Origin of the sequence: Clavibacter lycopersici, assembly GCF_003576405.1 — a bacterium.
GTDB lineage: Bacteria > Actinomycetota > Actinomycetes > Actinomycetales > Microbacteriaceae > Clavibacter > Clavibacter lycopersici.
In genome coordinates this window covers 1-14887 of record NZ_QWGT01000046.1, presented here as the reverse complement: position 1 = coordinate 14887, position 14887 = coordinate 1, and the positions used below count along the sequence as shown (strand labels likewise).

12 protein-coding genes are annotated in these 14887 nt (G+C 73.2%); 5 read left to right on the top strand and 7 right to left on the bottom strand.

The window, feature by feature from the left end; translation table 11 throughout:
• From DZG00_RS05095 to DZG00_RS05070, 6 genes are all read right to left on the bottom strand, one after another.
• Positions 1-2185: glycoside hydrolase family 2 TIM barrel-domain containing protein (locus tag DZG00_RS05095; RefSeq protein ID WP_119455438.1), on the bottom strand; the 2185-nt coding region annotated here is incomplete at its 3' end.
• Positions 2186-2296: 111 nt separating this feature from the next.
• Positions 2297-3061 carry a glucosamine-6-phosphate deaminase gene (locus DZG00_RS05090; protein WP_119455437.1) on the bottom strand — a complete coding sequence of 255 codons (765 nt, stop codon included), beginning with the start codon at positions 3059-3061 and terminating at the stop codon, positions 2297-2299.
• On the bottom strand, positions 3058-3987 hold the full coding sequence (locus DZG00_RS05085) for a carbohydrate ABC transporter permease (protein WP_119455436.1): 930 nt from the start codon (positions 3985-3987) through the stop codon (positions 3058-3060). The genes DZG00_RS05090 and DZG00_RS05085 overlap by 4 nt, the downstream gene beginning before the upstream one ends.
• Positions 3984-4982, bottom strand: coding sequence for a carbohydrate ABC transporter permease (locus DZG00_RS05080; RefSeq protein WP_119455435.1), 999 nt, complete (start codon positions 4980-4982; stop codon positions 3984-3986). The genes DZG00_RS05085 and DZG00_RS05080 overlap by 4 nt, the downstream gene beginning before the upstream one ends.
• Positions 4979-6265, bottom strand: coding sequence for an ABC transporter substrate-binding protein (locus DZG00_RS05075; RefSeq protein WP_119383077.1), 1287 nt, complete (start codon positions 6263-6265; stop codon positions 4979-4981). The genes DZG00_RS05080 and DZG00_RS05075 overlap by 4 nt, the downstream gene beginning before the upstream one ends.
• Positions 6266-6351: 86 nt before the next feature.
• Complete coding sequence (locus DZG00_RS05070; RefSeq protein WP_119455434.1) at positions 6352-7374, bottom strand: carbohydrate kinase family protein; 1023 nt, start codon at positions 7372-7374, stop codon at positions 6352-6354.
• Positions 7375-7581: 207 nt separating this feature from the next.
• On the opposite strand from DZG00_RS05070, the gene DZG00_RS05065 reads away from it, so the two are divergent.
• The 3 genes from DZG00_RS05065 (at position 7582) to DZG00_RS05055 (ending at position 12935) form a co-directional block, all read left to right on the top strand.
• The gene (locus DZG00_RS05065; RefSeq protein WP_233549041.1) at positions 7582-8328 is read left to right on the top strand and encodes a DeoR/GlpR family DNA-binding transcription regulator; all 747 of its coding nucleotides are present in this window, start codon (positions 7582-7584) and stop codon (positions 8326-8328) included.
• Complete coding sequence (locus DZG00_RS05060) at positions 8325-9668, top strand: 6-phospho-beta-glucosidase (protein ID WP_119381973.1); 1344 nt, start codon at positions 8325-8327, stop codon at positions 9666-9668. Before DZG00_RS05065 ends, DZG00_RS05060 begins: the two co-directional genes overlap by 4 nt.
• Before the next feature lie 66 nt (positions 9669-9734).
• Positions 9735-12935, top strand: a complete 3201-nt coding sequence (locus DZG00_RS05055; protein WP_119381972.1) for an alpha-mannosidase — start codon at positions 9735-9737, stop codon at positions 12933-12935.
• Between the two features lie 70 nt (positions 12936-13005).
• On the opposite strand, the gene DZG00_RS05050 is transcribed toward DZG00_RS05055, so the two are convergent.
• Positions 13006-13398 carry a hypothetical protein gene (locus DZG00_RS05050; RefSeq protein WP_119381971.1) on the bottom strand — a complete coding sequence of 131 codons (393 nt, stop codon included), beginning with the start codon at positions 13396-13398 and terminating at the stop codon, positions 13006-13008.
• A 254-nt stretch (positions 13399-13652) separates the two neighbouring features.
• On the opposite strand from DZG00_RS05050, the gene DZG00_RS05045 reads away from it, so the two are divergent.
• Positions 13653-14195, top strand: coding sequence for a hypothetical protein (locus tag DZG00_RS05045; RefSeq protein ID WP_119381970.1), 543 nt, complete (start codon positions 13653-13655; stop codon positions 14193-14195).
• A gap of 237 nt (positions 14196-14432) precedes the next feature.
• Complete coding sequence (locus DZG00_RS16965) at positions 14433-14594, top strand: hypothetical protein (protein ID WP_158586982.1); 162 nt, start codon at positions 14433-14435, stop codon at positions 14592-14594.
• The last annotated feature ends 293 nt before the right edge of the window (positions 14595-14887 follow it).

Below are 14887 nucleotides of genomic sequence, written 5' to 3'. Positions count from 1 at the left end.
CCGGCACGCCGCCCCACGCGACGAGGTCGCCGCGCGCGTCGAAGGTCCCGACGCCCAGCGCGTCCCCGCGCCACCGCCCGGCCGGCCGCGGTCGGGGCACGGGCCGGTCGCGCACGAGCGCCTGGTGCGACGACACGACGTGCCCCGCCTCCGCCCACGGCGCGTCGTGCCGCGTGACGACCTGCACCGTCACGTGCGCCTCCTCGGCGTGCCCGGCCGCGCGTGCCTCGACCGGCAGCGGGATCGTCGCCGCCTCACCGGCCGAGAGTGGCGCGTGCTCGAGGATCCCGCGGCCGACGGGCCTGCCGTCGTGGGCGAGGATCCAGACCAGGTCGACGTCGTCGGTGGACGCGTCGTGCCGCCGGTTCTCGACCCGCACGCCGGACCCGTCGGCCGCGACCCGCACCCGCACGGGCGCGATGACCGCGGCCAGCTCGGCGAGGCCGGGCGTGGGCGTGCCGTCGGAGAGGAGGAGCCCGTCCATCACGAACGGACCGTCGTGCACGGGCTCGCCGAAGTCGCCGCCGTAGGCGTGGAACGGGCGGCCGTCCGCGGTGCGCGCGAGCAGCCCGTGGTCGCGCCACTCCCAGACGAAGCCGCCGTGCAGGCGCGGCCAGCGGTCGATCGCGTCCTCGTAGTCGGCGAGGGATCCGGGCCCGTTGCCCATCGCGTGCCCGTACTCGCACAGGATGAACGGCTTCGCGCGCTGCTTCGCCCCCGTCGCGCCCGCGGTCTCGTGGATGCTCGCGACGGGCGTGCCGCACACCGAGTCGATCTCCTCGAGCGTCGGGTACATGCGCGAGTAGACGTCGGTGTGCTCGCCCGTGAGGTCGCCCTCGTAGTGCACGGGCCGGGTGGGATCCGCGCGCCGCACCCACGCCGACATCGCCGCGATGTTGCGCCCCGTGCCCGACTCGTTGCCGAGCGACCACATCACGATGGACGGGTGGTTCCGGTCGCGGCCCACGGTGCGGGCGATGCGGTCGAGGTACGCGTCCCGCCAGCGCGGGTCGTCGGAGGGGTTGTCGCGCCACTCGACGTCCCAGAAGCCGTGCGTCTCCAGGTCGCACTCGAGCACGACCCAGAGGCCGAGCTCGTCGGCGATGTCGATGAGGCGCGGATGCGGCGGGTAGTGGGAGGTGCGGATCGCGTTCACGCCGTTCCGCTTCATCAGCTCGAGGTCGGCGCGCGCCTCGGACTCGTCGAACACGCGGCCGCGCTCGGGGTGCGACTCGTGCCGGTTGACGCCGCGGAACGTGAGCCGGCGGCCGTCGACGAGCAGTGCATCGCCGTCGATGCGCACCGTGCGGAAGCCGATCCGCAGCGACGCCGTCTCGCCCGACGACGACACCGTGGCGTCGTACAGGCGCGGCCGCTCGGCGCTCCACGCGTCGACCGCGGGGATCGCCACGGGCGCGACGTCGGCCGCCGTCTCCCACGTCACGTGGATCCCGAGCTCCGGCACGCGCACCACCACGGGGAACGCGCCGTCCACCTCCACCTCGAGGCGGCCGGATCCGTCCGCCGGGTCCCGGTCGGCCCGCACCCGTACGTCGTCGAGCGCGCCCGCGGGCCGGGCGAGCAGCTCGACCGAGCGGAAGATCCCGGGCAGCCACCACTGGTCCTGGTCCTCCAGGTAGGAGGCGGCCGACCACTGGTGCACGCGGATCCCGAGCACGTTGACGCCCGGCACGACGAGCGCCGTCACGTCGAGCTCGGTCGTGAGGCGGCTGCCCGTGGCCCAGCCGACCTCGACGCCGTTGACCCAGAACGTCGCGAGCCCCTCGATCCCGTCCGTGCGCAGCAGCACGCGCTCCGCGCCCGCGAACGACGCCGGCAGCTCGAACGCGCGCCGGTGCTCGCCGGTCGGGTTCGCGTCGGGCACGTGCGGCGGGTCGATGGGGAACGGGTACTGCAGGTTCGTGTACGCGGGCGATCCGTGGCCGTGCAGCACCCAATGGGAGGGGACGGGCAGCGTCGTCCAGCCGGCCGCGTCGAGGGCGGCGTCGTCGAGCGCGGGATCCGCGACCTCGGGCACGCGGCCGGGGTCGTCGACGGGCGCCTCCGCCAGCAGGCGGAACCGCCAGTCCCCGTCGAGGGAGTGCACGGGCGCGTCCGTCGCGGACCGGGCGCGCGGCGGGAGACGGGACGCGGATCCGGGGGCGACGTCGTCGAGGTGGGACATGCGGGTCCTCCAGTGCGGGTCGGGGCAGGGGCGGATGCGCGGGCGCGGCGGCGGATCCGACGCGAGTGCGGAGCGGACGTTGCGAGATGGAGGCGCGCGGGCGGGCGCGGCTCAGGCGAGCGCCGCGAGCCCCGCGAGCGCGGCCCGGTCGGCGACGACGGTCACGCGCGGGTGCCGCTGCAGGATCGAGGCGGGCACGGACTCCGTCACCGGTCCGGTGAGCGCGGCGGCGAGCGCGTCGGCCTTCCGCGCGCCCGAGGCGACGAGGAGGATCCGACCGGCCGACATGATCGTCGCGATGCCCTGCGTGATGGCGTGCGTCGGCACCCGCGCGGGATCCCCGCCGAAGTACCGCGCGTTGTCGCGCCGGGTGCCCTCGGCGAGGCGCACCACGCGGCTGACCCCGTCGAACGGCGAGCCCGGCTCGTTGAAGCCGAGGTGCCCGTTGGCGCCGATGCCCACGATCTGCAGGCCGGCGCCGCCGAGCCGACGGATCCGCCGCTCGTGCTCACCGGCCGCCGCCTCCGGGTCGGCCGCCGCGCCGTCGGGCACGATCACGCGCGCGCTCGGCACGTCGAGCGGATCCGCGATGCGCTCCCGCACGAACGCGAGGTACGACTGCGGGTGGCCGACGGGCAGCCCCACGTACTCGTCGAGCGCCACGAGCGAGAGCCCGTCGGTGACGAGGCCCCGCTCGCGGTGCCGCCGGGCGAGCTCCGCGTAGAGCGGCTCGGGGCTGGATCCGGTCGCGACGCCGAGCACTCCGGCCGGGTCGTTCCCGAGGAACGCCTGCACGACGTCGGCGGCCTCGGCCCCGAGCGCGGCCGCGTCGTCCACGGCCCGGATCCGGGGCGCCCGCGCCGAGAGGGCCGTCACTTCAGCGCGCCCTTCGCGATGTCGCCGATGAACTGCTTCGCGCCGACGAGGAACACGACGATGAGCGGGATCACCGCGAGCAGCGCGCCCGCCATGACCATCCCGTAGTCCTTGCCGTGGGCGCTGTTCAGCTGGCTCATCGCCACCTGGAGCGTGAGCGTGCCCGGGTCGTTGAGCACGATGAGCGGCCAGAGGTAGTCGTTCCACGCGGCGATGAAGGTGAAGATCCCGAGGAACCCGAGGCCCGGCCGGATGAGCGGCAGGCACACCGTGAGGTACTGCCGGAAGAACCCGGCGCCGTCGATGCGGGCCGCGTCGATGAGCTCGTCCGGCACGCTCGAGACGATGAACTGCCGCAGCCAGAAGATGCCGAACGCGTTCGCCGCCGCCGGCACGATGAGCGCCTGCAGCTGGCCGACCCAGCCCAGGTTGATCATCGTCACGAACTGCGGGATCACCGACAGCTGCGCGGGCAGCATGAACGTCACGAGCAGGAGCGCGAACAGCGCGCGGCGGCCGGGGAACTCGTACTTCGCGAACGTGAACGCGGCGATCGAGTCGAAGAACAGCACGAGCACCGTGACGGAGACCGCGACGATCACCGTGTTCATGAGCGATCCGCCGAAGTCGATCGTGCGGAACACGGCCTGGATGTTGTCCCACAGGTACGGCCCCGGCACGAGCACGGGCGGCGACTTGTAGATGTCGCTCGTGGTGTTGCTCGCCATCACGACGAGCCAGTACAGCGGGAAGAGGCTCACGATGGATCCGGCGAACAGGATGCCGTGCAGGATGACGCGGCCGGGCGGCAGCTGGCGTCGACCCGCGGGCCGGCCGGTGCGCTCGTCGTCGGTGCGCGGGCGCCCGGAGGCCTGGTCGGCGACCCGTGCCGCGGCGGATCCCGCGGCGTGGACGGTCGTGCTCATGCGCGGTGTCCCTTCCTCGTGCCGGGCGCCCGCACGGGCTTCTCCTTCTTCTCCGAGCCGAGCCGGAAGCTGATGATGGAGAAGATCACCACGAGCAGGAACACGCCCCACGCGATGGCGGCGCCGTAGCCGAAGCGGTTGTAGTTGAAGGCCTGCTGGTAGAAGTACAGGACGGTCGTGAGGCCGGCCTGGCCCGCGCCGCCCGAGTTCGGGTTCGTCGTGCTGGACGAGGCCGTGAGCACCTGCGCCTCGGTGAAGCTCTGCAGCCCGGTGATGGTCGAGACCACGAGCACGAACAGGATCGTGGGGCGCAGGAGTGGCAGCGTCACCGACCAGAAGGTGCGGATCGCGCCCGCGCCGTCGAGCTTGGCGGCCTCGTAGACCTCGGTGCCGATGGCCTGCATGCCCGCGAGGAAGATGATCGCGTTGTAGCCGGTCCACTGGTAGGTGATGAGGATCGCGATGGTCACCTGGATCGCCCACGGCGTCGAGAGCCAGGCCACGCCGTCGAGCCCGATCGCGCGGAGCCCCGCGTTCACCAGCCCGAAGCTGTCGCCGAATATGGATCCGAAGAGCACGGCCATCGCGACGACCGAGGTCACGTTCGGCACGAAGTAGCTGATCTTGTAGAACGTGCTGAGCCGCTTCGCCGAGTTGAGCATGGCCGCGACGACGACCGCGATCGCCATCATCGGGAACGTCGACAGCGCGAAGATGATGAGCGTGTTCCTGATCGACAGCCAGAAGGTGGCGTCGGCCGCGAGGGCCTGGAAGTTCGCGAGCCCCACCCACTTGGCCGTGCCGAGCCCGTTCCAGTCCTGGAACGAGAGCACGAGCGAGTAGAGCGCGGGGAACAGGCCGAAGATCAGGAACAGGATGAAGAACGGCGCGATCGCGACGTAGTACGGCCAGGTGCGGCGGATCCCGCGGGTGCCCGCGCCCGCCCGGGACGGCGCAGGCGGGCGCCCTCCCGGGCGGACGGCGACGGGGATCACTGCTTCGCGGTCTTCAGGGCGGCCTCGCCGGCGGCGACGGCGTCGGTCCAGGCCTGGTCGGGGTCCTTGCCGAGCGACGTCACGTTCTGCAGCTCGGTGACGAACGCGGCCTGCACCTGGTTGTCGTAGGGGCTCGTGTAGGCGGTGGGCATCTTCGCGGCGGCGTCGGCGAAGATCCCGACGGTGGACTGCCCGCCGAAGAAGTCGTCGCCCTTCTGCAGCTCCGGGGAGTCGTAGGCGGCGGTGGCCGACGGGAAGATGCCCTTGTCGGCGTACGCGGTGACCTGGTTGTCCTCGCTCAGCACGTCCTTGATCACCGCGAACGCGGCCTGCGGGTCCTTCGTGCCTGCGGGGATGGAGAGGAACGAGCCGCCGATGTTGGCCGGGCCGCCGGGCATGGGCGCCACGCGCCAGTCGCCGGAGGTGTCGGCCGTCGCGCTCTTGAGGTCGGCCTGGTACCACGAGGCGCCGAGCAGCGCGGGGAGGGATCCGCCGCTGATGGCCGAGGCCCAGTCGGGGCTGCCGTCGGTGACGTTCGCGGTGAGGCCGTCCTGCCAGGCGAGCACGGCGCGATCCCACGCGGCCTTGACGGTCGGGCTGTCACCCGTGTAGTCCCCGTCCTCGTCGACGAAGCGGGTGGTGCCCTGGCCGAGCGACTTGGTGAAGACGTCGGACGCGTCCACGAAGATCGCGCCGCCGGTGGCCGCCTTGAGCTTCTTCCCGAACGCGAAGTAGTCGTCCCAGGTGGCCGTCGCCGCGGCGACGTCGGCCGGCTCGCTCGGGAGGCCCGCCTTCTGGAAGACGTCCGCGCGGTAGTAGAGGGCCGTCGGGCCGATGTCGATGGGGAGGCCGATGAGCTGGCCGTCCTCCGTGGTCGCCTCCTTCAGCTTCCACGCGGGGTACTGGTCGGTGACGTCCTTCGCGCCGAGCTGGTCGAGGTCCTCGAAGAGCCCGTCCTCGCTGAGGAAGTAGGGCATGTCCTCGCCCTTGACGCCGGTGATGGAGGGGAGTCCCGACCGGCCCGTGAACGTGGTGACGAGCTTCTGCTTGAAGTCGCCGCCGATCGTGGAGACGTTGAGCGTGGTGCCGGGGACCTCGTCCGGCACCTTGTCGAGCACCGTCTGGCTGAGGCCGTCCGGCCAGATCCACAGGTCGAGCTGGCCGCCCGCGGAGGATCCCGACGACGACGAGCAGGAGGCGAGGACCGGCGCGAGGAGCGCGAGGGTCGCGACGCCGACGACGATGCGCCGGGCGCGGGACCGGCGGGCGGGGAGGAGGGACATGGTGGTTCTCGATTCGGTGGGGGACGGGCGGGTCGGGGCGGGGAGTCGGGCGGGGAGTCGGGGCGGCGCGGGATCCGCGGCCCGCGTCAGGCGAGCAGGCGGGCGCCGTCGGGATGGTCGATGGCGTCGACGAGGTAGTCGTAGCGGCCGGGCTCCGCGGCGTCGGGGTGCGCGCGCAGCCAGGGCACGAGCTCGTCGAGCCGAGGGGCGCCGGACGCGCCGCCGGGACGGGTGACCGTGATCCCGGCGACCAGGCACGCGAAGTCGACGCGCTGCGTGAGCGTCCACGGCGGCCGGGCGGACGCGGCGAGCGCGGCGCCGAACACGTCGCCCGCGCCCGTCGCGTCGACGGCGCGCACCGCGAGGGGCGGCCGCGAGACCTCCTCGCCGCGGGCCGCGTCCACGGCGACGACGCCGCGGGATCCGGACGTCACGACGCTGAGCGGCACCCGCTCGGCGAGCGCACGCGCGGCCTGCGCGGCCGAGTCGGTGCCCGTGTAGGCGGAGGCCTCGAGCTCGTTCGGGAGGAAGGCGTGGCACTCGTCGAGCTGGTCGAGGATGGCGGGATCCCAGCGCTCGGACGGGTCCCAGCCCACGTCGGCGTAGACGTCGGTGCCCGCGGCGGCGGCGCGGCCGATCCAGGAGCTGCGGTGCGGATCCAGGTGCACGAGCGCCGCGGCGGCCGGCGGCACCTCCCCTGGGACCAGCTCGTCGGATCCGAGCGGGCAGGCCACGCCGCCCGTGACGAGCGCGCGGTCGTCGTCGTAGCCGAGGCACGCGGTGACGGGCAGCGCCCAGTCCTCGAGGGTCACGAGGTGGTCGAGCGACACGCCCTCCGCGGCGAGCGCGGCGCGCACCAGGAGGGAGAAGGGATCCGTGCCCACGGCCGCGGCGATGGCGGTCGGCACCCCGAGGCGCGCGCCGGCGACCGCGAAGTTCGCGATGCCGCCGGGGCCGTGGCCGAAGGACGGCGTCCAGATCTCGTGGCCCGGCCGCGGCGCGCCCGGCAGCTCGCCGAACACGACGTCCGCGAAGACCTGCCCGACGACGAGCAGCCCGGCGGGGGCCTGGTCGGCGGTGCCCTGACGGGGAGGCGGGGCTGCGGGCACGGGGACCTCATTCCTTCGGGTGGGCCGCGACGCGGCCTCGGGCGGCGAGCGGTGCGGGTCCGCCGACGGCGACGCTGCCGGCGGGACGAGGTCGACGGGTGCCCGCCGACCGGTAGTGACGTTTCTAGCCCATGTGAGCACAAGGATGGAAGACCTTGTTCATTACAAGATTGTTTCTGACTGATCCTGCGCGCTAATGTTCATCTCATGAGAGACGCCCGAGAGTTCGTGATCCTCGACCGGCTGCGCGCCACCCGCAGCGCCACGGTCGCCGAGCTCGCCGAGGCCGCCGGCACGAGCGACGCGACCATCCGCCGCGACCTGGCCCGCCTCGACGAGCAGGGCGCGCTCCGGCGCACCCACGGCGGCGCCGTCCTCGTCGAGGTGGACGCGCCCTTCGCCGAGGTCGAGCAGGTCAACCGCGAAGCCAAGGAGCGCATCGCCCGGGCCGCGGCGGCGCAGATCCAGGACGGCCAGTCGGTCGTGCTCGACATCGGCACGACGACGCTGCACCTCGCCGAGCAGCTGCGCGGCAGGTCCCTGACGGTGATCACGGCGAACGTCGCCGCGTTCGACGTGCTGCGCGACGACCGGGCGGTGCGGCTCATCCTGCTGCCGGGCGACTGGGATCCGGTCTACCGCTCGGTGTCCGGCCCGCTCACGGCCGAGAGCCTGCGGATGCTGCACGCCGACCACGCGTTCGTGGGCGTGAGCGGCATCGCCGACAACGGCGACCTGCGGGACACGACCATGGCGCAGGTGCCCATCAAGCGCGCGATGGCCGAGATGAGCGACCGGGTGACGGTGCTCGCCGACTCCTCCAAGTTCCCGGGCACCGGCGCCGGCCGTGTCGCCCCCACCGCGTCGCTGACGCAGCTGATCACCGAGGCCGCCCCGCACGAGCGGGTGTCGCAGGGCCTCGCGGACAAGGGAGTGTCGGTGACCGTCGCATGAGGCTCACGATCCTGGGCGGGGGCGGCTTCCGCGTCCCGCTCGTCTACTCGGCGCTGCTGCGCGACCACGAGGCCGGCCGGGTGGACCACGTGGCCCTCTACGACACGGACGAGGTGCGCCTGACGGCCGTCGCGCGCGTGCTCGCCGAGCAGGCCGCCGCGTACCCGGACGCCCCGGTGATCACGCTGCACACCGACCTCGACGAGGCGCTCGCGGGCGCCGCGTTCGTGTTCTCGGCGATCCGCGTGGGCGGCATGGCCGGGCGCTCGTGCGACGAGCGGCTCGGCATGGCGCACGGCGTGATCGGGCAGGAGACCGTCGGCTACGGCGGCATCTCGTACGCGCTGCGGACGCTGCCGGTCGTCATGGACCTGGCCGAGCGGATCCGCGTGCAGGCCCCCGACGCCTGGGTCATCAACTTCACGAACCCCGCGGGCGTCGTCACCGAGGCCATGTCACGCGTGCTCGGCGACCGCGTCATCGGGATCTGCGACTCCCCCATCGGACTCGCCCGCCGGGTGCTCGGCGCTCTCGGCGTCGCGGGCGACGACGTGGTCATCGACTACGCGGGCCTCAACCACCTCGGCTGGCTGCGCGGCCTCCGCGTCGACGGCCGCGACGTGCTGCCTGACCTCATGGCCCGCCCCGACCTCATCGGCACGTTCGAGGAGGGCCGGCTCTTCGGCGCCGAGTGGGTCACCGAGCTCGGGGCCGTGCCGAACGAGTACCTGCACTACTACTACTTCCGCCGCGAGGTGCTGCACGCCGACCAGCTCGCCGCCCAGACCCGCGGCGGCTTCCTCGTGGAGCAGCAGGGCCGGTTCTACGAGCAGCTCGAGCACCGGCACGACGTGTCCGCGCTCGCGCTCTGGGAGCGCACCCGGCTCGACCGCGAGACCACGTACATGGCCACCAACCGCCAGTCGGCCGGCATGGGCGACCGCGACGAGGACGACCTCGTCTCCGGCGGCTACGAGGACGTCGCGATCGCGCTCATGCGCGGCATCGCGTACGACCAGAGCGCCCGGCTCATCCTCAACGTGCGGAACCGCGGGACGCTCGCGGCCCTCGACGCCGACGCCGTGGTCGAGGTGCCGTGCGTCGTCGACGCCTCGGGCGCGCATCCGGTCGCCGGCACCGAGCTGCCCGACTTCGGCGTGGGCCTCGTGACCAACGCCAAGTACGTGGAGCGGCAGACCATCGAGGCCGGCCTCGGCGGATCCCGTGCCGCCGCCGTCCGCGCCCTCGCGCACCACCCCCTCGTCGACTCCGTCACGGTCGCGCGCTCCCTGCTGGAGGACGCGATGCACGCGTTCCCGGCGCTCTCCTACCTCCGCTGACGCGCCGCTCCCCACCTCGCGCGTCCCACCCGCCTGCCTGCATCCCGACCTCCCGAAGGACTCCCCATGCACCAGAACCAGAAGCTCGTCCAGGAGCGGATCCTCCGAGCGCTCGACGAGCGGATCACCCCCGCCGTCTACTCGTCGAAGACCCCCGTGAGCCTCCGCGCGTGGATGGCGCCCGACGAGCCCGTGCCCGTCGCCGAGGCCATGCGGCAGGAGTACGCGCCCTTCGAGCTCGGCCAGCCGTGGGGCCGCGCGTGGTCCACGTGGTGGTTCGAGGTCACGGGCGAGGTGCCCGCCGAGTGGGCGGGCCGCACGGTCGAGCTGCTCATCGACCCCGGCTTCATCGGCGACTGGCCGGGCAACCAGGCCGAGTGCCTCGTGCACACCATGGACGGGGTGCCGGTCAAGGGGATCCACCCGCGCAACACCTACGTGCGCCTCGCCGACGAGGCCGCGGGCGGCGAGAGCGTGCGCTTCCTGGTGGAGGCGGCGGGCAACCCCGACATCCTGGTGAACGAGTTCGTGCCGACGCCCTACGGGGACAAGGCGACCGCGCCCGCCGAGCCCATCTACCGCTTCCGCCAGGCCGAGCTCGCCGTGTTCGAGCCGGAGGTGTGGGCGCTGCGCTTCGACGTCGAGGTGCTGTACCAGCTGCTGATGGAGCTGCCGGAGACCGAGCCGCGCCGCCACGAGGTGCTGCGCGCGATCGAGCGCGCGCTCGACGTGCTCGCGATGGACGACATCGTCGGCACCGCGGCCGCCGCCCGCGCAGAGCTCGCCGACGTGCTCTCGCGTCCGGCCGTGCCGAGCGCGCACACCCTGAGCGGCGTCGGCCACGCCCACATCGACAGCGCGTGGCTCTGGCCCATCCGCGAGACCAAGCGCAAGACCGCGCGCACCTTCTCCAACGTGCTGCGGCTCGCCGAGCAGTACCCCGACTTCCGGTTCGCGTGCTCGCAGGCGCAGCAGTACGTCTGGGTGAAGGAGAACTACCCCACGGTGTTCGAGGGGATCAAGGAGGCCATCGCCGCGGGCACCTGGTACCCGGTCGGATCCATGTGGATCGAGCCCGACGGCAACCTCCCGGGCGGCGAGGCGATGGTCCGCCAGCTCACGCACGGCATGCGCTTCTTCCAGGAGGAGCTCGGCGTCGAGACCCACGGCGTGTGGCTGCCCGACTCGTTCGGCTACACGGCGTCGTTCCCGCAGATCGCGAAGCTCGCGGGGCTCGACTGGTTCCTCACGCAGAAGCTGTCCTGGAACCAGACCAACACGTTCCCGCACCACACCTTCTTCTGGGAGGGGATCGACGGGTCGCGGATCTTCACCCACTTCCCGCCCATCGACACCTACAACTCCACGCTCGAGGCCGAGGAGACGCACCACGCCGTGCGGCAGTTCCGCGAGAAGGGCAGGGCGACCATGTCGCTCGCGCCCTTCGGCTACGGCGACGGCGGCGGCGGGCCCACGCGCGACATGATGGAGCGCCAGCGCCGCACGGCCGACCTCGAGGGGTCGCCGAAGGTGATCGTGGAGCACCCGGACGAGTTCTTCCGCAAGGCCGAGGCGGAGTACCCGGACGCGCCCGTGTGGGTCGGCGAGCTGTACCTCGAGCTGCACCGCGGCACGTTCACGTCGCACGCGCGGGAGAAGCGCGGCAACCGGCAGGCCGAGCACCGCCTGCGCGAGGCCGAGCTGTGGTGGACCATCGCGGCCGTCCGCACGGGCGCCGACTACCCGTACGAGGCGCTCGACCGCCTCTGGAAGCAGACCCTGCTGCAGCAGTTCCACGACATCCTCCCCGGCTCCTCCATCACCTGGGTGCACCGGGAGAACGAGGAGGACTACGCGCGCAGCCTCGCCGAGCTCGACGCGCTCGTCGCGGACGCCATCGCCCGGGTCACGGCGCAGGCCGTCGCGGACGGCGAGGGCGACGGATCCGGGGCCTTCGCGGTGAACTCGACCGGCCATGCGCGCACCGCGCTCGTGGAGGCGCCCGACGGATCCGCGCTCGCGCTCGTCGCCGTGCCCGGCAGCGGGATCGCGCCGCTCGTCGCGGTGGATCCCGTCGCGCCGGTCGTCACGACGCGCGCCGACGGCGGCACCGTGCTCGACAACGGCCTGCTCCGCGTCACGCTCGACGCGCGCGGCCTCATCACCTCGATCGTCGACCTCCGCCATGCCGACCGCGAGCTCGTGCCCGCCGGCCGCGCCGCGAACCTGCTCCAGCTGCACGAGGACATCCCCACCGCGTGGGACGCCTGGGACGTCGACGCGCACTACCGCGCGAGCCGCACCGACCTCGTGGGCGCGGCCTCGGTCGAGCTCGTCGAGGACTCGCAGCTCCGCGCGACCGTCGAGGTCGTCCGCCAGTTCGGGCGCTCACGCGTGGTGCAGCGTGTGTCGCTGCACGCCGACGACGCGCGGATCCACGCCACGGCGGACCTCGACTGGCTCGAGGACGAGAAGCTCCTCAAGGTGACCTTCCCGCTCACGATCCACGCGCAGCACCACAGCGCGGAGATCCAGTTCGGGCACGTCCGCCGCCCCACGCACACGAACACGTCGTGGGACGAGGCTCGCTTCGAGGTCATGGCGCACCGCTTCGTGCACGTGGAGGAGCCCGGCTACGGCGTCGCGCTCACCAACGCGGGCAGCTACGGCCACGACATCACGCGCTCGGTGGGCGCGACGGGCGAGGTGGAGACGGAGCTGCGGATCAGCCTGGTCCGGGCCGCGCGCTCCCCCGACCCCGTGCAGGACATCGGGCACCACCGGTTCGAGTACGCGCTCGTGCCGGGCGTGGGCATCGAGGGCGCGGTGGACGCCGGCCTCGAGCAGAACCTGCCCGTGCGGGTCGTGCACGCGGGTGACGCCTCGGCCACGCCGCTCGGGACGGCGTCCCCCGCCGAGGTCGCCGCGGCACCCGCTACGGCCGACGCCGTCCCGTCGTCCCTGCCGACCGCGTCCGGGCTCGTCTCGGTGCACGGCGGCACGGTGCGGATCGAGGCCCTGAAGCTCGCGGACGACGGCTCGGGCGACGTGATCGTCCGGCTCTACGAGTCCACCGGCGCACGCGTCGCGACCCGACTCGAGGCCCACCTCGACGCCGACCGCTTCACCGAGGTGGACGTGCTCGAGCGTCCGCTCGGCGAGGGCTTCCCGCGGTCGATCGCGTTCGAGCCCGAGGCCGACGGCCGCGGGGTGCGGCTCGTGCTGCGGGCGTTCCAGGTGGTGACGGTGCGGATCCACCGCGGCTGACGCGCCACCCGCTCCCACGACGAGGGCGCGATCCGGCGATGCCGGTCGCGCCCTCGTCCATGCGTCCGCGCTAGTTGAGCGCCTTGCCGCCCGTGGTCAGCGGCTCGGCCGAGCTGGGGGTCAGCGCGAGCGCCAGGCCGGAGAGGCCGATCCCGAAGAAGAGGAAGTCGTCGACGATGGTGAAGCCGGTGGGCGTGAGGCCGCCGAGCTCGTTGTCGAGGAAGCTGAGGACGCCGAGCAGCGTGTACAGGCCGCCGAACGCCGCGAGCGTGGCGCGGATCATGCCCGGACCCGCCTGCCGTGTGCCGATGAGGAGCAGCACGCCAGCGCTCAGCAGGTACAGGACGTCGACGAAGAAGTCGACGTTGAGGACACCGAGCAGATGCGATCCCTCGATGAAGAGCCCCACGAACCCGTGGCCGCCGAGCACCGCCGCGACCATCACCATCCACGCCTTGCCCATGGCAGTCGTCCCCTCGTCCGGTCGACCCGTCGATCGACGGGCACCATGTCCATGCAACCGGGCCGGCAGGCCAGCGCCAAGGTCACGGGTCGCGACTCCCAGGTTCCGTTGACGTCCGCCGCCCCGCCCGCCGGCCGCGTGATCCTGGGCATCCGCCGACCCCCTGCACACTGCTCGATGCCGGGCGTAGCGTCCACAGCACACGCACCGGCCGCCCCGCGGGCGGCCTCGGACGACGACTCGGGAGAAGCACCATGTCAGAACGCAACACCGTCATCAGGAGCATGCACGACCTCGGCCTCGCGGCCTGGTTCGGCGGATCCCTCATGGGCGCGGTCGGCCTCAACGGCGCCGCGGCCGCCGCGAAGCAGCCGCAGGAGCGCGTGCGCCTCTCCTCCATCGGCTGGGCCAAGTGGGCGCCCGTGCAGCTCGCCGCGCTCGGCGCGCACGCCGTCGGCGGCCTCGGCCTGATCTACGCCAACAAGGGCCGCCTCGCCGCCCAGGGCGAGGCCCGCGGCAACACGAACGTCAAGGCCGTCCTCACCATCGTCGCCGCCGGCACGACCCTGTACTCGGCGCTCGTCGGCGGGCGCATGGCCAAGCACGCGGACGAGGCCCCGAAGGGCACGACCGAGCCCGGCGCCGCCGTCTCCGACGAGCTGGCCAGCGCCCAGAAGCAGCAGAAGGTGCTCCAGTGGGCGATCCCCGCGCTCACCGCGGTGCTCGTGGTCCTCGCCGCCCAGCAGGGCGAGCAGCAGCGCCCGGTCGCGGGCTGGATCGACCGCTTCACGAGCTAGCCACGACGCACGGAAGACGGCGGGGTGCCTCCGGGCGCCCCGCCGTCGTGCGTGCGCGGCGCGGCGGCGGACGCACCCGGACGCGGGGCCCGGCGCCGCATACCGGTAGCCCGACAGCGGATCCCAGCGTCATGCGGGCCCGAAGGCATTGCGCACGACGGGTGAGGGGCGGATCGTGGGCACCGCGGATGCTCATGGACGAGCCGTGCTCACCGCCGACCTCCTCGGAGCGTGCCCATGTACGACAGGAAGCTGATCAGCTCGACGACCGGCGGGAGCGCGCAGGCGCAGGGCGACACGGCGGTCGCGCGCCTCACCGGCCAGGCCGTGGCGCGCGGCGGGTCCCAGCCCGCCAGTGTCGACGCCACCGGCACCGGCACCACGAGCACCGCGCACTAGCGGAAGCGGGCAGGTCGGGGCGCCCCGGAGGCGACCCGACCATCCCCTCCGACCCGGCGGCCGGACGGGGATCGCCCATAGAAGCGTGACGAACGCGCCGCCGCAGACGTCCACTCCATGACACGCGATCGGATCCCGGTCGCGCAGGACGGAGGATCCATGAGCACCGCATCCGCGCCCGACGCGCGCCGCCGCGCCGCGTCCCCCCTGCACGCGCTGCCCGCGCTGGACAGCGAGCGGGCCGGACGCGTCGGGCCCGCCGAGGCCATCCCGACGGCACCGCGCACGCGCCC

Bases quoted from the DNA above. Each gene is read 5' to 3' on its own strand.
- DZG00_RS05085 (WP_119455436.1), bottom strand. From the start codon at position 3,987: ATGAGCACGACCGTCCACGCCGCGGGATCCGCCGCGGCACGGGTCGCC.
- DZG00_RS05075 (WP_119383077.1), bottom strand. From the start codon at position 6,265: ATGTCCCTCCTCCCCGCCCGCCGGTCCCGCGCCCGGCGCATCGTCGTC.
- DZG00_RS05065 (WP_233549041.1), top strand. From the start codon at position 7,582: ATGAGAGACGCCCGAGAGTTCGTGATCCTCGACCGGCTGCGCGCCACC.
- DZG00_RS05060 (WP_119381973.1), top strand. From the start codon at position 8,325: ATGAGGCTCACGATCCTGGGCGGGGGCGGCTTCCGCGTCCCGCTCGTC.
- DZG00_RS05055 (WP_119381972.1), top strand. From the start codon at position 9,735: ATGCACCAGAACCAGAAGCTCGTCCAGGAGCGGATCCTCCGAGCGCTC.
- DZG00_RS05050 (WP_119381971.1), bottom strand. From the start codon at position 13,398: ATGGGCAAGGCGTGGATGGTGATGGTCGCGGCGGTGCTCGGCGGCCAC.
- DZG00_RS05045 (WP_119381970.1), top strand. From the start codon at position 13,653: ATGTCAGAACGCAACACCGTCATCAGGAGCATGCACGACCTCGGCCTC.
- DZG00_RS16965 (WP_158586982.1), top strand. From the start codon at position 14,433: ATGTACGACAGGAAGCTGATCAGCTCGACGACCGGCGGGAGCGCGCAG.